Source organism: Collimonas sp. GW821-FHT07E08, from assembly GCF_059418905.1.
Window position 1 is genome coordinate 1 of record NZ_JBWKQR010000005.1, and the last position, 26,104, is coordinate 26,104.

Below are 26,104 nucleotides of genomic sequence, written 5' to 3' on the forward strand. Positions count from 1 at the left end.
CACCAGAACCCTGGTTCGCGTCGCCGTCAAATCGTTTTGTTTGTCAGCAGCAGAGAGATGAGATTATGTGGCGTTTCCAGATTTTCGTCAACTACTTTTTTACCAACCACCGAAAAACTTCTCAACACCTACAACACACTCAATCCCCGCTTTCCCCTCTCAAACTCCACTCACAAATCAGCCTCTTTTCTACTTCAGCTGCTTCGCTCATTTCGCGTCGTTCTCAACGGGAGGCGAACTATAGCAACCCTCCTTCTTCCCCGCAAGTCCTTTGTTAAATATATTTTCATTTACCTGTTTTTACCCAGGTTCCACTGCACGATCGACTCGCCGCCACTGGTGGTTTTGGGTACTGGCCGGAACGCATGGCCGTAGATGATTTCAAAAGTGAGCGGCAATTTGCCGTCCGGCCGGCGCCCGGCTTCCAGCGCGGCTTTGATACGAGCCCCGGCGGCGCGTCCCAACAAACCGCGGCCTCGCGTCGCCAGCGGATTGCCGCCCCAGGCGCGGACATCGGCCAGCAATTTCTCCACGGTGTCATAAGTCACCGTGATAGTTTCCATGTCCATGACCGGCGTCGAGAAACCGGCATTGACCAGCATGTCGCCAAAATCATGCATGTCGACGAAAGGCAGTACGTGCGCGCCGTCATCGATGCCGGCAAAGGCATTACGCAATTCTTTGAATGTGTCGGGACCGAAGCAGGAGAACATCAGCAAGCCATCCACCCGCAATACGCGGCGCCACTCGGCGAACACCCGGTCTGGCTGCGGGTGCCAATGCAGGGCCAGGTTGGACCAGACCAGGTCGACCGTGTTTGGCGCCAGCGGCAGCTGCGCAAAATCGCCGCACACCAGGTCGGACGCCAGCTCGCCGCTGTTGCCGGTAAACGGCAGCCACTTCTTTAACAAGCGGTTGACCGACAGTTGCGCCGTCTGGCGTTGCTCTTTTGCCATCGACAGCATGGCGGCAGACGCGTCCAGCCCAATAATGGCGGCTTCGCTGAAGCGTTGCTGCAACGTATATATATCCGGGCCGGCGCCGCAGCCGGCATCCAGCACGCGCTGCGGAGCAAGTTTCACCAGGGCAAGGCGCTCATGCATGCGGCTTGAAATTTCACGGCGCATGAATTCGGATTCGCGCACCAGCGCAGGCTGGGCAAACAGCCGGCGTACCCGGCGCAGGTCGATCGGCGCACTTTGACTGGCTTCAAAAGGAGGGAGTGAGGTAGACATCGGAATCCGGCAGGTGAGATGAAATGCGATAATCGCCAGTAGTTTACACGCTTGATAGCCTGTAGGCTGAGCGTACCGACATCCATCCGACCAGAACGGGATCCGCCCAGTGTTATTTCGCCAATTACGCCATTGGCCGCGACAGCAATTAGCCCGCATCCTGACGGCCATGCCATCCAGCTGCGCGCTATGCGGGCGCAATGGCAAGCGCGTCATTTGCGATGGCTGCAGCAGGCACTATTTTTCCGGCGGCCAGCCGCGCTGTACACAATGCGCAAATCCGCTGCCCCGGCACGATGGCCATGGCCCGGTGTTATGCGGCAATTGCCTGAAACAGCCGCGCGCCTTCGACGCCACCATCGCAGCCTGCGACTATGGCGCGCCGGCGGACCAGCTGGTCCTGGCGCTGAAATTCGGCGGCCGACTGGCGCTGGCGCCCGTATTTGCACAAATGTTGTGCGACGCCAGCCGCGTCAGCGATCATCGGGGCCTGCCGGGGGATTTGCCGGATATCATGACGGCCGTGCCGCTCAGCGCCCAGCGCCTGCAACAGCGCGGCTTCAACCAGGCGCTGGAAATAGCCAAACCCCTGGCGCGCCTGCTTGGGCTAGGCTTGCAGCATGGCCTGCTGTTGCGGCAACGCGATACCCTGCCGCAGTCGCTGGCGCCAGACCTGGAACAAAGGCGCCGCAACCTGCGCCAGGCGTTTATCGTGCCGCCGGCCGCCATCGCGCAGATACGCGGCCGCCACATAGGCGTAGTCGATGATGTCATGACTACCGGCGAAACGCTGCATGCGCTGGCGCAAACGCTGCGCCGGCATGGCGCCCGCCGCATTACCAATTTTGTGTTTGCAAGGACGCCATGACCATCCTTGCAATCCATTGATTACATATATCAGGAGAATCACCTTGTTCCACGTCGTACTGGTTGAACCGGAAATACCGCCGAATACCGGCAACATCATCCGCCTGTGCGCCAACACCGGCGCGCAATTGCATCTGATTGAACCACTTGGCTTTCCCCTGGATGACAGCAAGATGCGCAGGGCGGGCCTGGATTATCATGACTACGCCACCATGCAGGTGCATGCCAGCTGGGATGCCTTCGTCACCAGCATGCGCGCCGCCGGCGCCTACGATCCTAGCCGCATGTTCGCCATGACCACCCACGGCTCGACGCCGTTTGCCGATCTCAAGTTCCAGGCAGGCGATGTCTTTGTATTCGGCTCCGAAACGCGCGGACTGGATCCGGCATTGCGCGAATCGTTTGCCCCCTCGCAGCGCATCCGCTTGCCGATGCGGCCCGACAACCGCAGCCTGAACCTGTCCAATACCGTGGCGGTCGTGGTGTATGAGGCATGGCGCCAGAACGGCTATAGCGGTGGAGCCTGAATCGATTTCAATTGGTAAAGGGACAACCTGGCCGCGATTGTTATAATCCATCATCTTGCAAATAGGCATGATGTTTCCAGTCACTGCATTTTCTTCGATTTGCGGTTGGTATTTCCCAAATTAATCAGAGGTCTATCATCATGTCTTTACGTTCCGTTTCCCTGCTTTTCTGCGCCCTCGCCCTCAGTGTTTCCGCCCATGCGCATGAATACGAACTCGGCAGCCTGCACATCGGCCATCCCTATGCACGCGCCACGGTGCCAGGCCAGCCAAGCGGCGGCGCCTTCCTGAGTATCGAAAACAAGGGCAAGGAAGCGGACAAATTGATAGGCGTCAGCACGCCGGCCGCCAAAAGCGCCGAGATCCACACCATGGCGATGGATGGCAATGTCATGAAAATGCGTGAAGTCGGCGAGATTGCACTACCGCCGGCGAGCACCGTCGAGATGACGCCGGGCCACGGCTACCACATCATGCTGATGGGCCTGGCGCAGCCGTTGAAGGCTGGCGATAAATTCCCGCTGACGCTGACCTTCCAGAAAGCCGGCAAAGTTGAGGTATCGGTATACGTCACCGACCTGAGCGGCAAGGCAGCCGACGCGCCGCACCAGCACTGAAGACAAACGATGTACGTATAAAAAAAGCGCGGAATCCGCGCTTTTTTTCATCTTGCCGATGCCGACGATCAGGAGCCTTGGCGCACCTTGTCCAGCAACTTGCTGGTCGAGCGGTCATGCGCAAACGGGATCGCCACCACCTGCCCGCCATATGCCAGCACCGCCTGTCCCTCTGGAATGGCGTCCATCTGGTAATCGCCGCCTTTGACATATACCCCAGGCCGCGCTTCCTGCACGACTTCCAAGGCAGTATCTTCATCAAATTCAACCACCAGGCTGACGGCTTCCAGCGCTGCCAATACGGCCATGCGGTCGGCACAGGTATTGATCGGCCGGTCATCGCCCTTGCCCAGTCGCTTGACCGAGGCGTCGGTATTCACCGCCACCACCAGCGCGGCGCCCTGCTCGCGCGCCTGCGCCAGGTATGTGACATGGCCGCGGTGCAGGATATCGAATACGCCATTGGTCAGCACCACCGGCTGCGGCAAGGCGGCCACACGGGATGTCAATTCAGCGCGGGTGCAAAGCTTGGTTTCAAATTTAGGCATGGCGAATATGAAAAAGCCGCAACAGCTGCGGCTTGGGATCAAACAGATTGTCTGCGGTCGCGGCGGCGCCAAAGCCTGGCGCCGTCACATCAGGCTGCCGGAGCAGGCGTCAAGGCAGCAAGGCGGGCCACGACTTCCTTGCGATAGCGGTTCAGTTCCTGCACCGTATCGAAAGTGCGTTCAAACAGCAAAGACATATTGTGCAGGATGCGGTCGACCACCTTCTTTTCCCATACGCCGTCGAACTTGATCTGATCGTCCAGCCAGCGCTCCAGCCACTCCGGGTCCGGCAGGCGGCTCTGCACCGTGTCGTTCGGGAACAGCGACTGGTTCACGTGCAGGTTGGTCGGGTGCAGCGGTTTTTCGGTACGGCGGGCCGACGCCATCAAGACGCCGATCTTGGCGAAAGCGGCGGAAGCGCTGTCGCCCACTTCAGACAACGCCTTCTTCATGTAACGCAGGTAAGCGCCGCCATGGCGCGCTTCGTCCTGGCTGATGATCTTGTAGATCTGCTTGATGACAGGCTCGGTGTGCCAGTCGGAGGCGCAACGGTACCAGTGGTTGAGGCGGATCTCGCCGCAGAAATGCATCATCAGGGTTTCCAGCGGCGGCGCCGGATCGAATTCGAAACGCACTTTGTCCAGCTCGGCTTCGGTAGGCACCAGTTCAGGGCGGAAACGGCGCAGGTATTCCATCAGCACCAGGGAATGCTTCTGCTCTTCAAAAAACCAGACCGACATGAAAGCGCAAAAATCGCTGTCGCCGTGGTTATCGCGCAAGAACATCTCGGTTGCAGGCAGCGCCGACCATTCCGTAATCGCATTCATACGAATAGTTTGAGCTTGTTCGTCGGACAGCTGGGTGGCGTCAAACTTGTCCCATGGAATATCGGTCTCCATGTTCCAACGGACTTGTTCCAGCGATTTAAACAGTTCTGGATACAGCATACATACCTTAAGCAAGTGAGTTAACTGTTCGATTTTACCAAGAATTTGTTACAAGACCGTTTATAAACCGGCTGACGGCCGAGTTTTTCCTGAAAATCCTGCTCAAATCACAACAAAGTCAAGGTATCACTTAGAGTTTTCCATCCAAGCACCGATCTCTAATCATCGCACGTATCCGACGCGAGTCAAGCTATCCAAAAACCAGGCTTGTCATTACATTATTTTGCAACAACCTTGGCCTTGCCTGGACGCGGGACTGCCTTGCCGCCGGCAACCGTGCCGTTTTTCTTGCCGGCAGGCTTGGATGCCGCACTGCTTGCTTTACTGCGCGGCCTGGCCTCGGTTTTTGCCGGCGTGGCCATTTTTTCCGCCGCGGCTACGCTATTGACGGCTTGCTTGAACTGGTTCTGCAGCAAATCCCACCAGGCGTTGGAATTGCCCAACGCGGGTCCCGCCATGCCGCTTGCCGCAGGCGGGCTTTCAGCTTCAGCCGCCGGCGGCGCAGCTTGCGCTGGCGGAGGAGCTGGTTCCTGCACCGGGTTCATGAATGAAAACGGAAAGCCTGCCGCAGCCGCCCAGGAACTTGCACTGGGTTCGGCGTCGCTGCTGTCTGGCCGTTCTGCGCCGGCCTGATTGACTGCCGCCATTGCCTGCAGCGCGGAAATGGTCCCGCTCTGCACTTCAAGCGCCTGTATCGTGGTGCGCAGCATGTTCAGGTTGAGATTCAGCCACGATTCCACGGCTTTCAGGTCGCCGATCTTCTTGTTGATTTCTTCCACCGACAAGGTAGGAACAACCATGCCCGGCACGCCCATGCCGCCCCACATTTTCTTGATGAATTCGAGACTATCCTGCATTGCGTCGGCTCCTGGAATACTAGAACGGCTCATCACATATCTCCTTCAGAGATCATTTATTTATAACAGCTGTCAGCTTGCGCCCGGGGTCGAAGCGTCATCCTGCGGACGCCGCATCTGGCACGTGCTAGGCGTCGCCGTTGCCGCCGGCGCCAGGTAACGTTCAGTCTTGAAGCCGTAGCCGCTGCCTTCATTATCAAACCGGATACCGCCGTCGGCAAGCCTTTGCATCACGGCCACGTACAAGGGCTGTATCAGCTGGTGATCGCCGGCGCGCATGCTGGCTTCATGGAATCGGCTCTTGTACTGTGCTCCTTCCAGGGCCCGCGCCACGGCGATCGCGTCAGTGGTCCTGGCTTTTTCGATGGCAGCTGCCAGCATGTCGATCATGACATCCATACGCAAAAACAGATAGTCATCTTTTGGCTGCGGATAACGCTGCCGGAAACTGCGGTAAAACGCATCGCTGGCGGCATTGCCGTCGACCGCGTTGGGGTGCCATTCCGCGACTGCGCGCACCGTGCCCACGCCGGCATCGCCGATAGCTGCCGGCGCTCCCAGGCTATTGGCGTAGAAAGTGTAGAACTTGAGACGCAGCCCCGCCTCTTTCGCAGCTTTCACCAGCAAGGTCAGGTCGTTGCCCCAGTTGCCGGTGATAACCGTATCGGCGCCGCTGGCGCGGATCTTGGCGATATAGGGTGCAAAATCCTTGACCTTGCCGATCGGATGCAACTCATCGCCGACTATCCTGATATCCGGCCGCGCCGCCTGCAGCTGCCGGCGCGCGGCCTTGGCGACCTGCTGGCCGAAACTGTAGTCCTGGCCGATCAGGTAAACGCTTTTTGCCTTGCTGTCGGTTTTGATGACATCCACCAGCGCCTGCATGCGCATGTCGGCATTGGCGTCAAAACGAAAATGCCAGAAGCTGCATTTTTCGCCGGTCAAGACCGGATCGACTGCCGAGTAGTTCAGGAACAGCACCCGATTGTCCGGGCTGCGGACGTTATGCTTGTTGATCGCATCCACCAGCGCGCCGGCCACCGCGGAGCTGTTGCCCTCCAGCACGAAGGGGATTTTCTGGTCGGTCAGTTGCTTCAGCTGCAATAACGCGTCCTCCACGCCTTGCTTGCTGTCAAACACGGTCAAGCTCAACAAATGTTTGCCATCTGGCAAGCGCACGCCGCCTCGCGCATTCACTTGCTCCACCGCAAACCGGATATTGCGCTCTACCGCTTCGCCCGCATTGGCGAAAGGCCCCGACATGCCTTCGATCATGCCCAGCCGGATCGGCGGCAAACTGGCCGGCGCGGCGGATGCGGCCGGCGCCATGGCGCCCGTGGCCAGCGCGAATGCCAGCGCGACGCCGGCAGCATGGGGAAAACGATAAGGCATCGGCGATTATTCTAGTTTGATGTAAATACAATATTTTACGTGGTTTATCGCCCGCTTCACTGTTGCCGAGCTTAATCCCGGCGGATACGTTTACACTATGCGGATGTCGTCTTCTTCCGCATCATCCACAACTCCGGGCTATCCCTTTGCCAGCCGTAGCCGCTGGCTATGGGTGCTGTTGCTCACCTTGCTGCTGCACATACTCCTGATCGCCTGGGGCAACCGCCAATTCGGCGTGCCGGTGCCGGTCAACCGCCCCGAACCCGTGATCATGGCCAACCTGACGCCTTTACCTCCAGCCGAAAAGCCGGTGCTGTTGCCACAGGAGCCGAAGCCCAAGCCCAGCACCAAGCCAGCCCCCAAGGCAGCGCCGAAACCGCGGCCGGCGCCGGAACCGGCCGTGGAAGTGCCGGACACGCCCATCAGGGAAACCGTGACGCCGATCGTCAGCGCCGAGCCGGTCGCTCCGGCATCAACCGATCCGGCGGCCGGCACGGCTGCGGCCAGTGCCGCCACTGCGCCGGCAACCGAACCGGTGGCGCAAGCCGAGGCGACGCCCGCGGCCGGCAAGCACTACCAGACCAGTCCGCCGCCGTCGGCAGAGCTGAAATACAATGTAGAAGCCTTGCAGAAGGGCCAGAATTATCACGGCAGCGGCAAAATCACCTGGCAAACCGATGGCGGGGGCTACACCATCAACGGCGAGGCCGGCGCCCTGTTCATTACCGTCCTTGATTTCAAAAGCGAAGGCGAAATCAACGGTTTTGGCGTAGCGCCGGTGACCTATACGCAAAAACGCTTCCGCAAACCTGCTACCCAGACCATTTTTCATCGTGAACTGAACAACATCATTTTTTCATCGTCGCAGAACAGCTATCCACGCAGCGGCGGCGAACAGGACCGCGCCAGCGTGGTCTGGCAACTGGCCAGCATCGGCCGCGGCGACAGCTCGCAATTCGCTGCAGGTGCGGTGATCGACATATTCGTCGCCGGTCCGGTGGATGCGGAAACCTGGCGCATGCAGATCATCGGCCAGGAAAAGATTACGGTCGGCGGCGACGATTTCGACGCCTGGCATGTAATTCGCATTCCACAAGCAGGCTCGCATGAGCAACGCCTGGATATCTGGCTGGCGCCGCATCAGGAATGGTATCCGGTCAAACTGCGCTTTACCGAAACCAACGGCGACTATCTGGACATGTCGCTGTCCAAGATGAAACGGCTGGATACGGCATCGGCAAATTGACCTGCCTGAGGCATCGGATCAAGTATTTTGAAAACGGCATCATTTTTTTGGAAAACCATGAAACCATCCTTACTCCGCCTATCCTTGGCCGCCGCACTGTGCTGCAGCATGCTGACAGCTTCCGCAGCGGCCACCGATCACTCGGCGAGCAAGTACAAGATAGACCTGCCGCCGTCGGCTGACCTGACTTACGCGATCCAGGCCAAGCAGAGCGGCATTACACTGGGAGGAGAAGGCAGCGTCAAATGGCAGGTGGACGACAAGCGTTTCAGCGTCAAATCGGAAACCCGCGCCATGCTGTTTGGAAAAATCCTGGAAGCTTCCAGCGAAGGCGCCATCGACAGCTTTGGCCTGGCGCCGACCCAATTCGTCAACAAGCGTTTTCGCAAGGAAGCGACCACCACCACCTTCCATCGCGATAGCGGCACCATCGGCTTTTCCGAATCCAGCGAGAGTTATCCGATAAAAGGCGGCGAACAGGACCGCACCAGCATCATCTGGCAACTGATTTCGGTGGCGCGGGCAGCGCCGCAGCAGTTCAAGCCAGGTTCCGAATGGACCTTCTTTGTAGCCGGCATGCGCGATGCAGAACCGTGGACGTTCAAGGTCATCAGCACTGAAAAAATCAAGACGCCGCTGGGTGACCTGGATACAGTCCACATTTTCAAGGCGCCGCCGCCGGACGCCAAGGACCAGCAGCTGGATATCTGGCTGGCGCCGTCCCTGGAATGGTATCCGGTGCGCTTGCGGTTTACCGATCCGAACAAGGACTTTGTCGAACAAACCCTGCAGCAGGTCAGCAACAAGGCCGGCAAATAAGCCTGAAATCAAGGCATGCAATCCCTACTTGAATCTCATTGAACAGTAAATCACATGACTACACCAAACGGCGCCATCGTCCTGTTTAGCGGCGGCCAGGACTCCACTACTTGCCTGGCCTGGGCTTTATCGCGCTATGAGCGGGTCGAGACGATCGGCTTCGACTACGGCCAGCGGCATGCGGTCGAACTGACCGTGCGCCCGGTCCTGCTGCAGAAACTCCGCGCCCAGTTTCCGCAATGGGCCGGCAAGCTGGGTGAAGACCACTTGATCGACCTGTCGCTGATTTCGAAAATTTCATCGACCGCGATGACCGAAGACGTTGAAATCGTGATGCAGGAAAACGGCCTGCCGAATACCTTCGTTCCAGGCCGCAACCTGCTGTTCATGACGGTAGCGGCGACGGTTGCCTATCGGCGCGGCTTGAACGTGCTGGTGGGCGGCATGTGCGAAACCGATTTTTCCGGCTATCCCGATTGCCGCGACGACACCATGAAAGCCTTGCAGGTGGCGCTGAACCTTGGCATGGCGACCCAGCTCAAGCTGGAAACGCCATTGATGTGGATAGACAAGTCGGAGACCTGGAAACTGGCGCAGGACCTCGGCGGCGACGCCCTGGTCGACCTGATCCGGGCCGATACCCATACCTGCTACCTGGGCCAGCGCGGCGCGCTGCATGACTGGGGTTATGGCTGCGGCACCTGCCCGGCTTGCGCCTTGCGTGCGCGGGGATACCAGCAATTCAGGCAGGCTGCCGGCGCCTGATCCATCCGCGAACCGACGCACAAATAAAAACGGCCGGCAGATATTCATCTGCCGGCCGTTTTTTATCGTGTTGGATCAAGCTGCGATCGAGCGCGACAATTCCGCCTTGCGTTCTGGCGTGGGATGACCGAACTGATTGAGCAGCTGCGTTTCCTTGATGCGTGCTGCGGCCAGGTGCCGTTCCTTGACGTGGCCGTAACCGCGGATTTCCTCCGGGATGCTGGCGATTGCCACGGCAGCAGCCAGGTTATCTACAGTCAATTGCGGCAACAAGGAAGCAACGATTTCCTTGTAGTGCACGATCAGGCCACGCTCTTCCTTGCGCTCAGCCGTATACCCAAAAATATCCAGGGCGCTGCCGCGCAGGAATTTCAGCTTGGCCAGCAGGCCAAAAGCGCGCATCATCCACGGACCGAATTCCTGCTTGATCAGATGGCCGTGCACATCGTGCTTGGCCAGCAGCGGCGGCGCCAGGTGAAACTTGAGCTTGTAATCGCCTTCAAACATGCCGGCGACCTTGGCCTTGAAAGCACCGTCGGTATATAAACGGGCAACTTCGTACTCGTCCTTGTAAGCCATCAGCTTGAACAGGTAGGTAGCGACCGCCAGGCTCAGGCGCTGCGCGCCGCGTCCGCTTTCAGCGTGAGGCAGCTGTGCTTCGGCTGCCTGCACCTGCTCGACGAAAACACGATACTGCTCCGCATATGCGGCATCCTGGTATGACGTCAGGATAGCTACGCGACGCTTGACCAGTTCATCCAGGTTCGGTGCGCGCTTGAATTCAATCACCTGCGCCGGCGTATCGCTGAGGCGGGTACGTTTTTCCAGCCCAGCCAGGTCGCAAGCCGCGGTGCGGCCCCAGACGAAGGCTTGCTTGTTGAAGGCGACCTGCAGGGCGTTCAACTCAATCGCCCGCATCAGCGACGCCTCTTGCAACGGCACCCAGCCTTTTTGCCATGCATAACCGAGCATGAACATGTTGGTGGCGATGGCATCGCCCATCAAGGCGGTGGCAATGCGGCCGGCATCGATGAATTCCACCCGGTCGCTGCCGCACGCTGCACGTATATCCTGCTCTGCCGCGGCATCGGGGAACTGCCAGTCCGGATTCTTGACGAAAGCGGCGGTAGGCGTGCGGGTTGCATTGATCGCGGCGAAGGTGCGTCCCTCGCCCATGCGCGACAGGGCATCGCGGCTGGCGCTGACAATCGAGTCGCAGCCGATCACCAGGTCGGCATCGCCGGTGCCGACACGGGTCGAGTAGATATCGTCGGGATGATCGGCCAGCCGCACATGCGACATCACCGGCCCGCCCTTTTGCGCCAGGCCGCTCATGTCCAGCACCGAACAGCCTTTGCCTTCGACGTGGGCAGCCATGGCCAGGATCTGGCCGATGGTCACCACGCCGGTGCCGCCGATGCCGGTCACCAGGATGCCGAAAGGTTTTACCGTATTCGGCAAGACCGGCGACGGCAGGCTGGCCACAGGGGCCGCAGCCGTCGCCGGCGTCGCGGCAATTTTGGCCGGCTTCTTCAAGCTGCCGCCTTCGACCGTGACGAAACTCGGGCAAAAACCGGTAACGCAGGAAAAATCCTTGTTGCATGAAGACTGGTTGATCTGCCGCTTGCGGCCGAACTCGGTCTCCAGCGGTTCCACCGACAGGCAATTCGATTGCACGCTGCAATCGCCGCAGCCTTCGCATACCGCTTCATTGATCACGGCGCGTTTGGCCGGGTCCGGATATTCATTGCGTTTCCGGCGGCGACGTTTTTCCGAAGCGCAGGTCTGGTCGTAAATCATCGCCGACGTGCCGCTGATCTCGCGCAGTTCGCGCTGCACGGCATCGAGTTCGCTGCGATGGCGGATGGTGACGCCTGGCGCCCAGTCGGTGCCGGCGGCGTATTTGTCGGGCTCGTCGGTCACCACGATAATCGGGGTCACGCCTTCCGCCGCAATCTGGCGTGAAATCATGGCCGGGTCGAGCGGGCCGTCGAACGCCTGGCCGCCGGTCATGGCGACCGCATCGTTGAACAGGATCTTGTAGGTGATGTTGACCTTGGCCGCGACCGAGGCACGGATCGCCAGCAGGCCGGAATGGAAATAGGTGCCGTCGCCCAGGTTGGCGAACACGTGTTTTTCAGATGTAAATGGCGCCTGGCCGACCCAGGTCACGCCTTCGCCGCCCATATGGGTAAACGTCGACGATTCCCGGTCCATCCACAACACCATGTAGTGGCAGCCGATACCGGCCAGGCCACGGCTGCCGTCCGGCAGCCTGGTAGAGGTATTGTGCGGGCAGCCGGAACAGAAATGCGGGATGCGGTCCTTGTTCGGATCGGGCTTGCTGCTGATATTGAGCAACGCTTCCTTGGCTTCCAGGTAAGCGACCCGCTGCTGCACCCGCTGCGCCACCGGATGCCCGGCGAAGTACTTCGAAATGCGCGTCGCAATCGCCCTGGCGATCTGCGCCGGATTCAATTCGTAGGTCGCCGGCAGCAGCCAGTCGCCATGGCCTTCGCCGCTGCGGTTGCTCCATTCGCCGGTATCGTCGAACTTGCCGACTACGCGTGGCCGGACATCATCGCGCCAGTTGTACAGTTCTTCCTTGACCTGGTATTCCAGGATCTGGCGTTTTTCTTCCACCACCAGGATTTCTTCCAGTCCTTGCGCAAATTCGCGCACGCCTTCCGCTTCCAGCGGCCAGGTCATGCCGATCTTGTACAGGCGGATGCCGATGTCGCGCGCCACGCTCTCATCGATGCCGAGGTCGGCCAGCGCTTGGCGCGTATCCAGGTAGGATTTGCCGGCGGTGATGATGCCGATCTTGGCAACCGGGCTGTCCCAGATGATCTGGTTGAGCTTGTTGACGCGCGCATAGGTCAGCGCGGCATACCATTTGTAGTTGTTCATCCGCGCTTCCTGTCCCAGCACGGTGTCCGGCAGGCGGATGTTCAAGCCGTCCGGAGGCAGTTCAAGGTCGGCAGCGGTCGGCAGGATGATCTTGACGCGGTCCGGATCGAGATCGACCGAAGCGCCGGACTCGACCAGGTCGGTCACGCATTTCATCGATACCCACAGGCCGGTATAGCGGCTCATGGCCCACCCATGCATGCCGTAATCGAGATATTCCTGCACCGAGGACGGATACAGCACCGGGATGCCGCATGCTTTCAGGATATGTTCGCTTTGGTGGGCGGTGGTCGAGGATTTTGCCGCATGGTCGTCGCCGGCCAGCACCAGCACCCCGCCGTGCCGGGAAGTGCCGGCCATGTTTGCATGCTTGAAGACGTCGCCGCAGCGATCCACGCCGGGGCCTTTGCCATACCACAGGCCGAATACGCCGTCGTATTGCGCGCCCGGAAACAGGTTCACCTGCTGCGTGCCCCAGACACTGGTTGCTGCCAGGTCTTCGTTCATGCCGGGATGGAACTTGACGTGGTGCGCGTCGAGGTATTTTTTTGCCTTGGCGGCGGTCAGGTCGACGCTGCCCAGCGGCGAACCGCGATAGCCGGTCACAAAACCGGCGGTGTTCAAGCCTGCCAGGACATCGCGTTGCCGTTGCAGCATCGGCAAGCGGATGATGGCTTGTGTGCCCGTCATGAAAGCACGGCCACGCTCCAGCGTAAATTTGTCATCCAGGGAAATGCCATCAGCTTCAGACGCTTGCGCCGATTGTGTGGGCAGCAAGGCTTGCGCCGATTTGAGTGGTGCGTTCATTCAGTCTCCGTGCCAAAAATTATGTTTTTGATTGCACTGCGTGGAGGTTATCCTACGCGGTAAAACGTCTTCGCCTTGTGGGCAAATCGTCCTGTTTTTTTACTGCTCATTGCGCTCGCACATTATCACAAGCGGGTACTTCTCTCAATGCACGCCGCAGCAAACAGCCCGGCAAAGCGGGCGTAACAACTGTAACAACTGGTAAATCAAATAGGAATGGGAATCAACTGAGCGTGTAATGGCACCTTGTCTGATATGGCTGAATACCTCCCCCAGGGCCAGTCATGTCGGGCATTCCTCCCTCTAGTGTTCCCATTATCACTAGTTTGCGGATTCTGCTCTCCCCGGCAGGATCCGCTTTTTTATTTCAGCGCCAGGTTTGTTTCGCCAGGCAACAAAGTGTTCGCCGGCAACGGTTCCAGCGCCTTCAGCCGCTGGTACATCGGCGTGAAATCCGGCGCGGTGTCGTTGAACAGCTGCTGGAAATCGTCAATCACGAAATAAGTTTCCTGGTAGGAATCGATCTTGTACAAGGTCCGCATCACGCGTTCGACATCGAACGGCAGGCGCAGCGACGCTGGACTGGTCAGGCAATGTTCGATTTCGCCGCCCGAGGACAGGATTCCGGCGCCGTACACGCGCAAGCCCTCGGGGCTCTGGATCAGGCCGAATTCGACGGTGTACCAGTACAGGCGCGCCAGCATCGACAGGCCGTCCAGCTTCATCGCCTTCAGGGCGCCCTTGCCGTATTCCTGCAGGTGATCGGCAAAAATCGGGTTGAACAGCAGCGGCACATGGCCGAAAAAGTCATGGAATACGTCCGGTTCGACAATGTAGTCGAATTCTTCAGGATTGCGCAGCCAGACCGTGACCGGAAAACGGCGATTGGCCAGGTGCTCGAAGAAAGTATGGTCCGGCACCAGGCCCGGCACCGCCACCAGGGTCCAGCCGGTAGCCTTGAACAGCAGGGCCGAACTGTCTTCAAAGCGCGGAATGCCGTCGCCGATGTTCAGCATTTCCAGGCTTTCGATGAATACATCGCAAGCCCGTCCCGGGATCAGCCTGGCTTGCCGCTGGTACAGGCGGCGCCATAGCGCGTGCTGCTCCGGCGTGTAAGCATCCCAGTCCTGCTTGACGACGTATTGCGCATCGATCTTGCTGTAATCGCCGCGCAATGCCGCGCCGTCCGATTTTTCAGCGACCGTGGCAAAAAAATCGTCGGTATTGACGCCTGCACTCTTTACCTTTGCATCCATTTTCGTTTTCCTGAGCTAAACGCGCCGAGCGCTTGAATACCTACAGTATAGGGCTGAGTTGATGGCAGTTAATTGCAAAATTCGCCCTGTATGAAAAAATTTGCGCAATAATCACATGAAAATCATTCTCTTTAGGGTCATTTATGCCAACGATTGCAATGGATGCAACAGACCGTAAAATTTTGGCGATCTTGCAGGAGGATGGCCGCCTGAGCAACCAGGAAGTGGCCGAAAGGGTCAACCTGTCGCCGTCGCCATGCCTGCGCCGCATCAAGCAGCTGGAACAGGCCGGCGTGATACGGCAATACGTGGCGCTGCTGGAGCCGGACAAGATCGGCCTGGGCCTGCTGGCCTACATCAACGTGCGCCTGGAAAAACATAGCGACCCGCAGTACCTGAGCGGCACCAAGGCCGCGGCGCAGCACCAGGCCATGTCGCCGCGCGCCTCTTTTTCAGCCGCGGTGGAACAATGGCCGGAAGTCGTCGTGTGCTACGCGATGACCGGCGAAATGGATTTCCTGCTGCGGGTGCATGTGGAAGACATGACCCATTTTTCGCGCTTCATGATGGAGACGCTGCTACGCCATCCGGCGGTGCTGGACGTCAAATCGAGCTTTGCGCTGCAGCGCATCAAGGACACCACTGCACTGCCCTTGCTTTGAAAGGACTTTGAGCTGCGAGGCCGCTTCAGTCGCGCTTGATGCCGGGCAAGCTGCCCAGCCATTTCAGCGCGGCGCGCAAGTTCGCCTTGAGCGTGTAATCGAGCGTCGCCACCTGTTCCTGGACCGCTTCCTGCAATACGCTGGCCGGATTGGCCGGCGGCAGCTTCAGGTAGGCGTCGGCCTCGCCGTAATCGCGATGGATGGCCATGCCGGCTTTTTTAGCAATGTGCATCATCACTTTGTTTGACGACAGGCAGTGCATGTACAAGGTGTCGATATCGACGTTGCGGCAACGGATGGCGGCCCGTTCGAACAAGCGGCTGCCGACTCCCATGCCGCGGGCAGAAGCGGCGACCGAGACACCGAACTCGGCCACCCGCTCCTTGGTGGTGGAAGCGCTCACCGAGGGCATCGCTTCGCGCGGCGCAAACGCCAGGTGGCCGACACCGAGCAGGCGCAATTTGCGGTCATAGACGCCAAACACTGTGTCGCGCGAAAAATCGATATTTTCAACGTAACGGCTGACCAGCTCGTCCGACAATACCGAACCGAAGCGCAACAGACGATCGCCGCTATTCAACGCCAGGAAATGGCGCAGCAAACGCCAGCGAGCGCGGCGCGACAGTTCCTTGACGAATATTGTGGAGCGCGATGCCTTGGTTTTGTCCGTGCCGGCGCCGCCGGTTTTTCCCGGCGCCTCGCTGGCCGAACCTGCCCTGGCATCTGTCGTGGTCATCCTGGCTCTCCTGTTGGATAAGCTTACTCCGAGTCCGGGCCGCCCGTGCCAGGGCCGCCCGGACGAAGCCGTTGTGCCTGCACTACCTGCTCAACCATTTCGACACGCGCCGCATGGATGGCGTCGGGTATCCGTTGCGGCTGTTGCTGGAACATGCCGGCGATCACGCCGGCATTGACCGACTGCGCCGCCTTCAGGGCGGCCTGCAGATAAGCGAATTGCGGAAACGGCTTGCCGGCGTAACCGGTCCTGCCGCGGTAATCGCATTCAGTGGCGCGCAGCATGTCGACGAAACGCTGCGGCTTGCGAAAGGCGTCGCAGCGCCCCAAAAGATTGACGATGGTATTCGCGCGCAGCTCGAACGCGCGGCCGACATTGCCGTGCTCACGCGTCGTCATCAGCGCCAGGTCGCGCACCTCGCCCGGCACCTTGAGGCGCTGGCACACCTGTTCCACCAGCGCCACGCCAAGCCCCTCGTGACCATGATGGCTAGGCCAGCCGGCAGCCGGCGTCGCGCCTTTTCCGAGATCATGCGCCAGCGCGGCAAAGCGCACCGGCAACGCAAAATTTTCGCGGGCGGCGGTGTCCAGCACCATCATCACGTGTACGCCGGTATCGATTTCCGGATGATATTTTTCCGGCTGCGGTATGCCCCACAGGACATCCAGTTCCGGCAGGATGCGCGCCAAGGCGCCGCATGCGCGCAAGACCTCGAACATGCGCGACGGCTGCGTTTCCATCAAGCCGCGCGCCAGTTCCTGCCACACCCGTTCCGGCACCAGCGCATCGACTTCGCCGGCGGCCACCATGCGCTGCATCAGCACATTGGTTTCCGGCGCCACGGTGAAGTCGGTAAAACGCGCGGCAAACCTGGCCACGCGCAGGATGCGCACCGGGTCCTCGGCGAAAGCATCGGATACATGGCGGAATATCTTGTCCTGCAAATCCTGGCGGCCGTTGAATGGATCGGCTACCGTGCCGTCTTCGGCTCGTGCAATGGCGTTGATGGTCAGGTCGCGGCGCACCAGGTCCTGCTCCAGCGTAACGTCGGGATCGGTATGGAACACAAACCCCTTGTAGCCGGGCGCAGTCTTGCGCTCAGTGCGCGCCAGCGCATATTCCTCGTGCGTGCGGGGATGCAGGAACACCGGGAAATCCTTGCCGACAGGGCGGAAGCCCTGCGCCAGCATGTCTTCCGGCGTAGCGCCGACCACTACGTAGTCGCGGTCTTTCACCGGGAGCCCGAGCAACTCGTCGCGTACCGCGCCGCCGACTGCAAAAACTTTCATGGCTGTTATTGAATCCCGTTAATCCGGCAGTACTTCGGTTTCCGCCAGCGCTTCCAGCATCCAGCGCGCCACGGCGGGATGCGCTTGCATCCGGTCGGCGTATGCCTGCAGGGCCGGCGCCAGCGAAACGCCGTAGCTGCGGAAGCGCATCACCACCGGGGCGAAATAGGCGTCGGCAATCGAGAAAGCGCCAAACAGGAATTGATGGTGGCCGAATTCGGACAGGCAGGTTTCCCAGATTTCGACTACCCGCGCAATATCGGCCTGGGCGCCGGCGGTACGGCCGAATCCGGGCTTGTGCGTGCGGATATCCATCGGCATGTCCGAGCGCAACGCCGCGAAACCGGAATGCATTTCCGCACATATCGAACGAGCGGTAGCGCGCGCCAGCACGTCTTGCGGCCACATGCCGAGATCGGGAAACTGCTCGGCCAGGTATTCGCAGATCGCCAGAGAATCCCAGATCGGCGTCTCGCCCACCATCAGGATCGGCACCCGGCCGCTGGCCGAATAGCGGCCGATCTGGTTCGCGGTATCGGCCTGGCGCAGCAGGATCTTGATCTCTTTGAACGGGATCCCGAAGGCGGTCATCGCCACCCATGGCCGCATCGACCATGAAGAATAATTCTTGTTGGCGATCACCAGCAGCAAGCCGTCCGCGCCGGCTTTTTGCAAAGCGGCGGAAAGGCTGGGGTCAAGCTCGGTGGTTTGCATAAGCGACTCCAGATTCCGACATTCTATGCCGTCTCAAGGCAAGGCCGATTCGACAAATCCCTTGGGCGCGACGGTGCCCAGGCGCGCTTTCAGGGATTGCGGCTTGCCGTCGAACAGGGCCGCGTAATAAGTCGCGTTGGACAGTACATTCTTGACATAGCCGCGGGTTTCTCCGAACGGGATCGATTCCGCAAAAACCGCGCCTTCGACCGTGCCCGGCAAAGTCGAACGCCAGGCGCGCGGCCGGCCGGGACCGGCATTGTAGGCCGCCGACGCCAGCGCTTGCGAACCGTCCAGGTCGGCCAGCACCATGCTCAGGTAATTGGTGCCCAGCAGGATGTTGGTGTTGACGTCGGCAATCTGGTCGTTGGTAAAACCGCTCAAGCCGATTTTTTTAGCGACCCAGCGCGCCGTCGCCGGCATCACCTGCATCAGGCCGCTGGCGCCGACATTCGAGCGGGCGCTCCTGATAAAACGCGATTCTTGCCGGATCACGCCATAGACCCAGGCCATGTCGAGCCCCAGGTTCTGGGTATTGGTAGTCATCACGTCCCGATGGGGCGACGGGAAACGCTGGCTGAAATCGATTTCAACCTTGGTGCGGTCGGAAGTATTCACCATGCGGTCCAGGACATTGTTCTGGCGGGCGAATTCGGCGGCGGTCAGCAACTGGCGGTCTGTCATCTTGCGCAGCTCCCAGTTCCATTCGCGCACGCCTTCGAAACGCAGGTTCATGTCAAAAAAGCGCAGCGCACGGCGGAAGCCTTGGTTATTTGTCATCGGCGCCATTTCGGCCGGGCTGAAGACCTGGTTGGAAGGCACCGCGATGATTTTCTGGCCCAGTTCTTCCAGCGCCAGCTGGCCGTAGAAATTGGTCTGGTCGGCGATCGACTCGAACTGCTGCTGCGCTTGCTCGGTTTTACCCTGGACCTGGTCGGCCCGGGCTTGCCAGTAGATCCAGGCCGGATCGCTGCGCAAAGCCTCCGGCATTGCCTCGATGCCGCTACGCACCAGTTTCCAGTCGCTGGCGCGCAAGGCGGAGCGGACGCGCCATTGATAAGCGTCGCCCGACAATACTGCATTGCTCTTCACCTGGCGCCAGTAATCGATGGCTTGCGGCTCCAGCTTGAGCGCCGATTGCAGCGCTACCTGCGCCCATGCCAGTGAACGCTCGGACGAAGTCAGCTGGTCGGCCCCGGCGCTCAGGGCCGCGGCTGCGCGGCCGCTGTCGTTCTTGGCCACCCGACCTAAAGCCAGTATGAATAATTCGTGGTTGCTGCGGCCGGCGCCGGGACCGCGCGCAAGCACCAGCGCCGACTTGTCGATGGCTTGCGCCACCTGGGAGTCGTCAGCGTCGATATACGGCGTCATGCGGCGCGCAACGCCTGCGAAACCGGCCTCTACCGCCTGCCTGATCTGGAACCACACGTCATCGGCGCTGAACTGGCCGTTCTGCGCCAATATGCCGATCAGGCCGGTGCAGCCCTGGCCGTAATCCTTAGGCGTGGTCAGCAAGGCGCGCGCCTCATTGGCGACATTTACGCCTTTCAAGGCGGCCGACATCAGCGCATAGCATTTCAGCTGGGTGTCGTCGTCGAGTACGAATTTCGGATATTGCTCGTCGAAGGTGTTCCAGTCGCCTGCCTTGCCCAGCTCCAGCAGCCAGTCGTTGCGCAGGCGGTCGGCGATCGCGCTGCCGTCGTAGCGCGCCAAGTAGTCGCGGATATCCGATTGCGGCGCGACCAGGTCCTTGATCAGCGGTTTCAGGCGGTAATAATCGACATAGGAAGGAATGTCATAATCACTTAAAGTAGAAGCCAGCAGCTCCGCTTTATCCGCATTGTTGGCGCGAGCGGCATCGCGCAAGGCCAGGAAACTATCGTCCTGGCCGGCGTAGCTGGCTGCGGTGGCGCCATTTGCGGAACGTTTCTGGGCATACGCAGCGCTCGCCATCACAGCGGAAGAAGCCACGGCGACGGCGATAACAGCAAGCCATTTCTTTTTGAACATATAACTGCCAACCTTATTTTACGAGTGCGAACGATGACGCCTAGCATAGCATGTGATGCCAGTGATGCAACACCTGGACCGGACAAAGCGCAGCTGCGGCGTACCTTGCTGGCAACGCGCCAGGCCATCGATCCGGCGCACCGCCGCGATTGGGATGCGGAACTTGGAAAACGGGTAGTCGCCTGGGCTACCGGCTGGAGCCAGGCGCATCCGGACGGCACGCTGGGTGTCTACTGGCCGATCCGCGGCGAGCCGGACCTGCGCCCGGCCTATGACGAACTGGCGGCGCGCGGCATGCGCCTGGCGTTGCCGGTAGTGACAGGCGTCGACAGCCCGCTGCGCTTTGTCAGCTGGACCCCGGGAGAAGCCATGGTCAAGGATGGATTCGGCGTCGCCATACCGGCCAGCTATGTGACCGTCATGCCGCAGGCCCTGCTGATTCCCTGCGTAGGTTTTAACCGGAACAAGATACGGCTGGGTTACGGCGGCGGATTTTACGACCGGACGCTGGCGCCGCTTTCGCGGCCGCAGACAGTCGGCATCGCCTATTCCTGCGGGTTGGCGGAGTTTGACGGCGCAGCGCACGATATCGCGCTGGACGCCGTCATTACTGAAACGGCCGACTTATAACTTGAGGCGCTGCCAGATGGCGATGGTCGCCGGCGACTGGTTCAGCGTGTAGAAATGCAAGCCGGGCGCGCCGCCCGCCAGCAAGCGTTCGCACAGCTGGGTCACGACATCCAGGCCGAAGGCTCGGATCGAATCCGTATCGTCGCCGTAGCTGGCGAGCTTGAGACGGATCCAGCGCGGGATCTCGGTACCGCACATGTCGGAAAAACGCATCAGCTGCGAGTAGTTGGTGATCGGCATGATGCCGGCGATTACCGGCACTGCCACGCCCAGTTTCTGCGCTTCGTCGACAAAACGGAAATACGCATCGGCATTGTAGAAATATTGCGTGATGGCGCCGTTGGCGCCTGCCTTGACCTTGCTGGCAAAACGCTGCACGTCGTCTTGCGGCGACTTCGCTTGCGGATGCATTTCAGGATAGGCGGCGACTTCGATATGGAACCAGTCGCCGGTTTCCGCGCGGATGAATTCCACCAGCTCGTTGGCGTAGCGGAATTCGCCGGAAGAAATATCCATCGCACCGTAACCACTGGGCAAATCGCCGCGCAATGCCACCAGGCGCTTGATGCCATGGTCCTTGTATTGCGCCAGGATCGCGCGCAGCGATTCGCGCGAGCTGCCCAGGCAGGACAGGTGCGGCGCAGCCTCATGGCCCTCGCTGCGGATGTCGAGCACCGTATCCAGCGTCCCCTTCTGGGTCGAACCGCCGGCGCCGAAAGTGACCGAAAAATACCGTGGGTGCAGCTCGGCCAGCTTGGCGCGCGTCACCCGCAGTTTTTCGGCGCCTTCGGGGGTCTTGGGCGGGAAAAACTCAATGCTGAAATTCTTTTGAGCGTTTTTTTGTGACATCTAATTCTTCTTCAGTAGCAAGGTGGAAAGTGCCCACGAAACGATGCTGTACAAGATGGCGCCACCGACCGCCGACCAGAAGCTCGCCACGTAAAACCCGCTCACCAGGTGCGACACCAGCCAGAACATCAGGCCGTTGATGATGAAGATGAACAAGCCCAGCGTCAGCAGGGTCGCCGGCAAGGTCAGCAGCAGCAGGATCGGACGGATCAGGGTGTTGACGAAGCCCAGCACCAGCGCCGCGATCAGCGCCGCGCCGAAGCTGGCGAACTGCACCGAGTGCATCAGATACGGCACCGCCAGCAAGGCCAGGGTATTAATCAGCCAGGTAATCAGTAAGCGCATCGCGTGTTCCTCTTGGAGTTGCAGGACCTGCGCACCGGTGCTTGCCGGTGCGCAGCCGGCGGTTAGTAGCGGTAATGTTCCGGCTTGTAAGGACCGGTTTGCTTGACGCCGATGTAAGCCGCCTGCTCTTCGGTCAAGACCGACAGCTGCGCATTCAGTTTTTTCAGCTGCAGGCGCGCGACTTTTTCATCCAGATGTTTTGGCAAGGTGTATACGCCGACCGGATAGGCCTTGGTATTGACGAACAATTCAATCTGGGCGATGGTCTGGTTGGCGAACGACGAGCTCATCACATACGACGGGTGGCCGGTACCGCAACCCAGGTTCACCAGGCGGCCCTCGGCCAGCAAGATGATGCGCTTGCCGTCCGGGAAAATGATGTGGTCGACTTGCGGCTTGATGTTTTCCCAGGTGTATTGCTTCAGCGCGGCGACTTCGATTTCATTGTCGAAATGGCCGATGTTGCAGACAATCGCCTGGTCCTTCATCTTTTGCATGTGGTCATGGGTGATCACATGGTAGTTGCCGGTGCAGGTGACGAAGATGTCGCCGTGCTCGGCCGCGTATTCCATGGTCACGACGCGATAGCCTTCCATCGCTGCCTGCAGGGCGCAGATCGGATCGACTTCTGTCACCCAGACTTGCGCCGACAGGGCGCGCATGGCTTGCGCCGAACCCTTGCCGACGTCACCGTAACCGGCGATGACGGCGACCTTGCCGGCGATCATGACGTCGGTGGCGCGCTTGATGCCGTCGACCAGCGATTCGCGGCAGCCGTACAGGTTGTCGAACTTGGATTTGGTGACCGAATCGTTGACGTTGATCGCCGGGAAGGCCAGCTTGCCTTCCTTGTGCATCTGGTACAGGCGATGCACGCCGGTTGTGGTTTCTTCCGTCACGCCCTTGATCTGGGCCAGGCGCGTCGAATACCAGTTTGGCGCCGTCGCCAGCTTTTTCTTGATGGCGTTGAACAGGCAGATTTCCTCTTCGGAACCTGGATTGTTCAAGACTGAAATGTCTTTTTCCGCGCGGGTGCCGAGGTGCAGCAGCAGTGTTGCGTCACCGCCGTCATCCAGGATCATGTTGGCTTGCTGTTCGCCCGGCCATTCGAAAATGCGGTGCGTGAAATCCCAGTAGTCGTCCAGCGATTCGCCCTTGAAGGCGAACACAGGCGTGCCGGCAGCGGCAATCGCGGCGGCGGCGTGGTCCTGGGTCGAATAGATATTGCAGGATGCCCAGCGCACCTTGGCGCCCAATGCTTCCAGGGTCTGGATCAGCACCGCGGTCTGGATCGTCATGTGGATCGAACCGGTGATGCGTGCGCCCTTGAGCGGCTGGGCAGCGGCGAATTCTTCGCGGATCGCCATCAGGCCCGGCATTTCGGTTTCGGCGATCTTGATTTCCTTGTCGCCCCAGGCGGACAAGCTGATATCGGCAACCACGTAATCGTTGGCGGTGGAAGTTGTCGAGGAATGTGTAGATGCGTTCATGACTGCGGCGTTCATCACGCCCTCCTTTCGTTAGAAAAAAAGTAACGTGAGCGCAGTTGCAAAATGACTGTACCAAGCCTGGCAGACCGTGTCTGTCGCAACGCTCCTTGGATACGAGCCGCCATTTTAAAGCAAACGGCAAGCTTTCGGCTAGGTGAAGCGCTTATTCCGGTTATCCGACTCGGCGAATAAGCCTCAGACCCAACCCATTTCGTGCAACTCGCTCTTGATATAAGCATAGTAAATCGGCGCCGCCACCAGCCCCGGCAAGCCGAACGCGGCTTCGGTCAGGACCATCACCAGCAGCAATTCCCAGCTGCGCGCGTTGATCTGCGATCCGACTATGCGCGCGTTCAGGAAGTATTCCAGTTTGTGGATCACGATCAGGAACACCAGCGCCGCCGCCGCCACATAGATAGATACCGACAACGCAACCAGCACGATCAGCGTATTTGAAATCAGGTTGCCTATCACCGGCAGCAAACCCGCCAGGAACGTGACGACGATCATGGTCTTGGTCAACGGCAGGTGGATGCCGCCGAGCCGCAACACCACCAGCAGGAAAATCGCCGTCAGCGCAGTGTTCAACAGGGAAATCTTGACCTGGGCGAACACCACGCGGTGAAATGCGTCCGCCAGCAGGTGCGCCCGTCCCAGCAGTTCGGCGGCCAGCGGCTGCAGCAGCGGCATCGGATGCGCAGCATTCAGGGCCACCATGGCGCCCAGCACCATGCCGACCAGCACGTGGACGAATACCTGCACCGCTTCCTTGCCGGCCAGCTGCACCTCGCCGCGATGCGATTGCAGCCAGTCGCTGATGATGTCGCGGATGTCGTCGATATCGTCCGGCAGGTACTGCTGCAGCCAGGCCGGCAGCTGGGTGCGGGCCTGGTCCACCACCACCATCAGCTTCCCTTGCAGCACCTGGATACGATCCGGGCCGCCGTGGAAAAAGGCCACCAGGCCGACAATCGCCAGCGTCAGCAAGCCGATGATGATGGCCGACAGGAACACCACCGAAATCAGGTGCGCGCGCTGGCTGGTCAGGCGGCGCTGCACCAGGGGCGTCAGCGTGCGCACCAGCTCGTAGACCAGCAGACCGGCCAGCAGCGCCGTCAGCATGTGCAAGGTCATCACCAGGAACAGCGCCGTGAGCGCGACCAGCCAGGCGGCCAGGCGGAAACGCGGCAAGGTGGTCACCACGGGACGCAGAGGCGGACCATCGGCGGATGAATCGGAAACGGATTGGGGGGCAGAGGCCATGGCGGACTTGTTTCTTTTATCGTAGTCACTGAGGTGGTCAGTGTAGCAAGTCGCTACCATCGTGCAAAGCACGATTCTGGCATCGCCGATGTCTGGTCCGGCATGGCGGGGAAATGAAACATCCATTCCCGCCATGCCGGCGGGCGGCAATTACAGGGCGGCGGCTTTCAAGGCAGCGGCCTTGTCGGTGCGTTCCCAGGTGAATTCCGGCTCTTCGCGGCCGAAATGGCCGTAGGCTGCGGTCTTCTGGTAGATAGGGCGCAGCAGGTCCAGCATCTGCACGATGCCTTTAGGACGCAGGTCGAAATGTTCCAGCACCAGCTGCGCCAGTTTCTCGTCGCTGATCTTGCCGGTGCCGAAGGTGGTCACCATCACCGAGGTCGGTTTGGCGATGCCGATGGCGTACGACACCTGGATCTGGCAGCGGGTCGCCAGCCCGGCGGCCACGATGTTCTTGGCTACATAACGGCCGGCGTAGGCTGCCGAGCGGTCGACCTTGGACGGGTCCTTGCCGGAGAATGCCCCACCGCCGTGAGGCGCGGCGCCGCCGTAGGTATCGACAATGATCTTGCGTCCGGTCAGGCCGCAATCGCCTTGCGGGCCGCCGATGACGAAACGGCCGGTCGGGTTGATCAGGTAGCGGGTGTTTTGCAGCCATTCCTTCGGCACCACCGGCTTGATGATTTCTTCGATCGCCGCTTCTTCGATCGCCTTGTGCTGCATCTCGGGCGCGTGCTGCGTCGACAGCACCACGGTGTCGATCGCCACCGGCACGCCATCGACGTATTTCAGCGTGACTTGCGACTTGGCGTCCGGGCGCAGCCAAGGCAGGCGGCCGTCCTTGCGCAGCTGCGACTGGCGTTCGACGATCCGGTGCGCGTAATAGATTGCGGCCGGCATCAGTTCCGGCGTTTCATCGCAGGCATAACCGAACATCAGGCCCTGGTCGCCGGCGCCCTGGTCGAGATCGATGCCTTTGCCTTCATCCACGCCCTGGGCGATATCCGGCGATTGCTTGTCGTAGCCGACCAGCACCGAGCAACTCTTGTAGTCGATGCCGTAGTCGGCGTTGTCGTAGCCGATACGCTTGATGGTTTCGCGCGCGACGGCGATGTAATCGACGTTGGCGAAAGTGGTGACTTCACCCGCCAGCACGACCAGGCCGGTATTGCACAGGGTTTCGGCGGCGACCCGGGCTTGCGGGTCTTGGGTAAAGATGGCGTCGAGGATCGCGTCGGAAATCTGGTCCGCGACTTTGTCGGGATGACCCTCGGAAACGGATTCGGAAGTGAAGAGGTATTCATGTGCCATAACAGGCTCCTA

General features: G+C 60.1%; 24 protein-coding genes and 1 riboswitch. Of the genes, 8 read left to right on the top strand and 16 right to left on the bottom strand.

From position 1 onward, the window contains the following. Positions 1-290: 290 nt before the first annotated feature. The gene (locus AC07RZ_RS07600; RefSeq protein WP_494667512.1) at positions 291-1,235 is read right to left on the bottom strand and encodes a methyltransferase domain-containing protein; all 945 of its coding nucleotides are present in this window, start codon (positions 1,233-1,235) and stop codon (positions 291-293) included. Between the two features lie 169 nt (positions 1,236-1,404). Between AC07RZ_RS07600 and AC07RZ_RS07605 the strand changes: the two genes are divergently transcribed. From AC07RZ_RS07605 to AC07RZ_RS07615, 3 genes are all read left to right on the top strand, one after another. Further along, on the top strand, positions 1,405-2,103 hold the full coding sequence (locus AC07RZ_RS07605; RefSeq protein WP_494667513.1) for a ComF family protein: 699 nt from the start codon (positions 1,405-1,407) through the stop codon (positions 2,101-2,103). 43 nt (positions 2,104-2,146) lie between these two features. Continuing rightward, positions 2,147-2,629: a tRNA (uridine(34)/cytosine(34)/5-carboxymethylaminomethyluridine(34)-2'-O)-methyltransferase TrmL gene (gene trmL / locus AC07RZ_RS07610; protein WP_494667514.1), complete on the top strand. Its 483-nt coding sequence runs from the start codon at positions 2,147-2,149 to the stop codon at positions 2,627-2,629. A 140-nt stretch (positions 2,630-2,769) separates the two neighbouring features. After that, positions 2,770-3,246, top strand: coding sequence for a copper chaperone PCu(A)C (locus tag AC07RZ_RS07615; RefSeq protein ID WP_144738384.1), 477 nt, complete (start codon positions 2,770-2,772; stop codon positions 3,244-3,246). A 68-nt stretch (positions 3,247-3,314) separates the two neighbouring features. On the opposite strand, the gene rfaE2 is transcribed toward AC07RZ_RS07615, so the two are convergent. The 4 genes from rfaE2 to AC07RZ_RS07635 all read right to left on the bottom strand — a co-directional run bounded on the left by rfaE2 (position 3,315) and on the right by AC07RZ_RS07635 (position 6,990). Further along, positions 3,315-3,794 (bottom strand): D-glycero-beta-D-manno-heptose 1-phosphate adenylyltransferase, encoded by a 480-nt coding sequence (gene rfaE2 / locus AC07RZ_RS07620; protein WP_144738383.1) that lies wholly within the window; start codon positions 3,792-3,794, stop codon positions 3,315-3,317. Between the two features lie 89 nt (positions 3,795-3,883). Further along, positions 3,884-4,741, bottom strand: a complete 858-nt coding sequence (locus AC07RZ_RS07625) for a ferritin family protein (protein ID WP_092395137.1) — start codon at positions 4,739-4,741, stop codon at positions 3,884-3,886. A gap of 218 nt (positions 4,742-4,959) precedes the next feature. Further along, the gene (locus AC07RZ_RS07630; protein WP_494667515.1) at positions 4,960-5,631 is read right to left on the bottom strand and encodes a PhaM family polyhydroxyalkanoate granule multifunctional regulatory protein; all 672 of its coding nucleotides are present in this window, start codon (positions 5,629-5,631) and stop codon (positions 4,960-4,962) included. 39 nt (positions 5,632-5,670) lie between these two features. After that, positions 5,671-6,990, bottom strand: a complete 1,320-nt coding sequence (locus AC07RZ_RS07635; RefSeq protein ID WP_494667516.1) for a branched-chain amino acid ABC transporter substrate-binding protein — start codon at positions 6,988-6,990, stop codon at positions 5,671-5,673. Positions 6,991-7,162: 172 nt separating this feature from the next. Here AC07RZ_RS07635 and AC07RZ_RS07640 point away from each other — a divergent pair, with 172 nt between their 5' ends. The 3 genes from AC07RZ_RS07640 to queC are packed head-to-tail and all read left to right on the top strand — an operon-like array spanning position 7,163 to position 9,820. Next, positions 7,163-8,236, top strand: a complete 1,074-nt coding sequence (locus AC07RZ_RS07640) for a DUF3108 domain-containing protein (RefSeq protein ID WP_494667517.1) — start codon at positions 7,163-7,165, stop codon at positions 8,234-8,236. A 57-nt stretch (positions 8,237-8,293) separates the two neighbouring features. Next, a complete protein-coding gene (locus tag AC07RZ_RS07645; RefSeq protein WP_494667518.1) occupies positions 8,294-9,055 on the top strand; it encodes a DUF3108 domain-containing protein in 762 nt (253 codons plus the stop codon). 54 nt (positions 9,056-9,109) lie between these two features. Beyond that, complete coding sequence (queC, locus tag AC07RZ_RS07650; protein WP_494667519.1) at positions 9,110-9,820, top strand: 7-cyano-7-deazaguanine synthase QueC; 711 nt, start codon at positions 9,110-9,112, stop codon at positions 9,818-9,820. Positions 9,821-9,895: 75 nt separating this feature from the next. Here queC and AC07RZ_RS07655 read toward each other — a convergent pair whose 3' ends face one another. Both AC07RZ_RS07655 and phhA read right to left on the bottom strand, forming a co-directional pair. Next, positions 9,896-13,537 carry an indolepyruvate ferredoxin oxidoreductase family protein gene (locus AC07RZ_RS07655; RefSeq protein WP_494667520.1) on the bottom strand — a complete coding sequence of 1,214 codons (3,642 nt, stop codon included), beginning with the start codon at positions 13,535-13,537 and terminating at the stop codon, positions 9,896-9,898. Between the two features lie 362 nt (positions 13,538-13,899). Continuing rightward, positions 13,900-14,793, bottom strand: a complete 894-nt coding sequence (gene phhA / locus AC07RZ_RS07660) for a phenylalanine 4-monooxygenase (RefSeq protein ID WP_494667521.1) — start codon at positions 14,791-14,793, stop codon at positions 13,900-13,902. Positions 14,794-14,936: 143 nt separating this feature from the next. Here phhA and AC07RZ_RS07665 point away from each other — a divergent pair, with 143 nt between their 5' ends. Continuing rightward, the gene (locus AC07RZ_RS07665) at positions 14,937-15,455 is read left to right on the top strand and encodes an Lrp/AsnC family transcriptional regulator (protein WP_092395160.1); all 519 of its coding nucleotides are present in this window, start codon (positions 14,937-14,939) and stop codon (positions 15,453-15,455) included. 25 nt (positions 15,456-15,480) lie between these two features. Here AC07RZ_RS07665 and AC07RZ_RS07670 read toward each other — a convergent pair whose 3' ends face one another. The 4 genes from AC07RZ_RS07670 to AC07RZ_RS07685 are packed head-to-tail and all read right to left on the bottom strand — an operon-like array spanning position 15,481 to position 20,204. After that, entirely contained in the window at positions 15,481-16,191 is a 711-nt protein-coding gene (locus tag AC07RZ_RS07670) for a GNAT family N-acetyltransferase (protein WP_494667522.1), read from the bottom strand. A gap of 23 nt (positions 16,192-16,214) precedes the next feature. After that, entirely contained in the window at positions 16,215-17,480 is a 1,266-nt protein-coding gene (locus AC07RZ_RS07675) for a multifunctional CCA addition/repair protein (RefSeq protein ID WP_494667523.1), read from the bottom strand. A gap of 18 nt (positions 17,481-17,498) precedes the next feature. After that, complete coding sequence (locus AC07RZ_RS07680; RefSeq protein WP_494667524.1) at positions 17,499-18,194, bottom strand: glutathione S-transferase family protein; 696 nt, start codon at positions 18,192-18,194, stop codon at positions 17,499-17,501. Positions 18,195-18,227: 33 nt separating this feature from the next. Next, positions 18,228-20,204 carry a lytic transglycosylase domain-containing protein gene (locus AC07RZ_RS07685; protein WP_494667525.1) on the bottom strand — a complete coding sequence of 659 codons (1,977 nt, stop codon included), beginning with the start codon at positions 20,202-20,204 and terminating at the stop codon, positions 18,228-18,230. A 33-nt stretch (positions 20,205-20,237) separates the two neighbouring features. On the opposite strand from AC07RZ_RS07685, the gene AC07RZ_RS07690 reads away from it, so the two are divergent. After that, positions 20,238-20,834 carry a 5-formyltetrahydrofolate cyclo-ligase gene (locus AC07RZ_RS07690; RefSeq protein ID WP_144738372.1) on the top strand — a complete coding sequence of 199 codons (597 nt, stop codon included), beginning with the start codon at positions 20,238-20,240 and terminating at the stop codon, positions 20,832-20,834. On the opposite strand, the gene metF is transcribed toward AC07RZ_RS07690, so the two are convergent. The 5 genes from metF to metK form a co-directional block, all read right to left on the bottom strand. Next, positions 20,829-21,683: a methylenetetrahydrofolate reductase [NAD(P)H] gene (gene metF, locus AC07RZ_RS07695; protein WP_494667526.1), complete on the bottom strand. Its 855-nt coding sequence runs from the start codon at positions 21,681-21,683 to the stop codon at positions 20,829-20,831. The two genes, AC07RZ_RS07690 and metF, sit on opposite strands and share 6 nt — an antisense overlap. Continuing rightward, positions 21,684-22,028, bottom strand: coding sequence for a phage holin family protein (locus tag AC07RZ_RS07700; protein WP_041742591.1), 345 nt, complete (start codon positions 22,026-22,028; stop codon positions 21,684-21,686). It abuts the gene before it with no gap. Positions 22,029-22,090: 62 nt separating this feature from the next. Then, entirely contained in the window at positions 22,091-23,533 is a 1,443-nt protein-coding gene (gene ahcY, locus AC07RZ_RS07705; protein WP_144738370.1) for an adenosylhomocysteinase, read from the bottom strand. 26 nt (positions 23,534-23,559) lie between these two features. Further along, positions 23,560-23,634: riboswitch (S-adenosyl-L-homocysteine riboswitch) on the bottom strand. 79 nt (positions 23,635-23,713) lie between these two features. Then, positions 23,714-24,781 carry an AI-2E family transporter gene (locus tag AC07RZ_RS07710; protein WP_494667527.1) on the bottom strand — a complete coding sequence of 356 codons (1,068 nt, stop codon included), beginning with the start codon at positions 24,779-24,781 and terminating at the stop codon, positions 23,714-23,716. Positions 24,782-24,931: 150 nt separating this feature from the next. After that, on the bottom strand, positions 24,932-26,092 hold the full coding sequence (gene metK / locus AC07RZ_RS07715; protein WP_014008004.1) for a methionine adenosyltransferase: 1,161 nt from the start codon (positions 26,090-26,092) through the stop codon (positions 24,932-24,934). Positions 26,093-26,104: the final 12 nt, after the last annotated feature.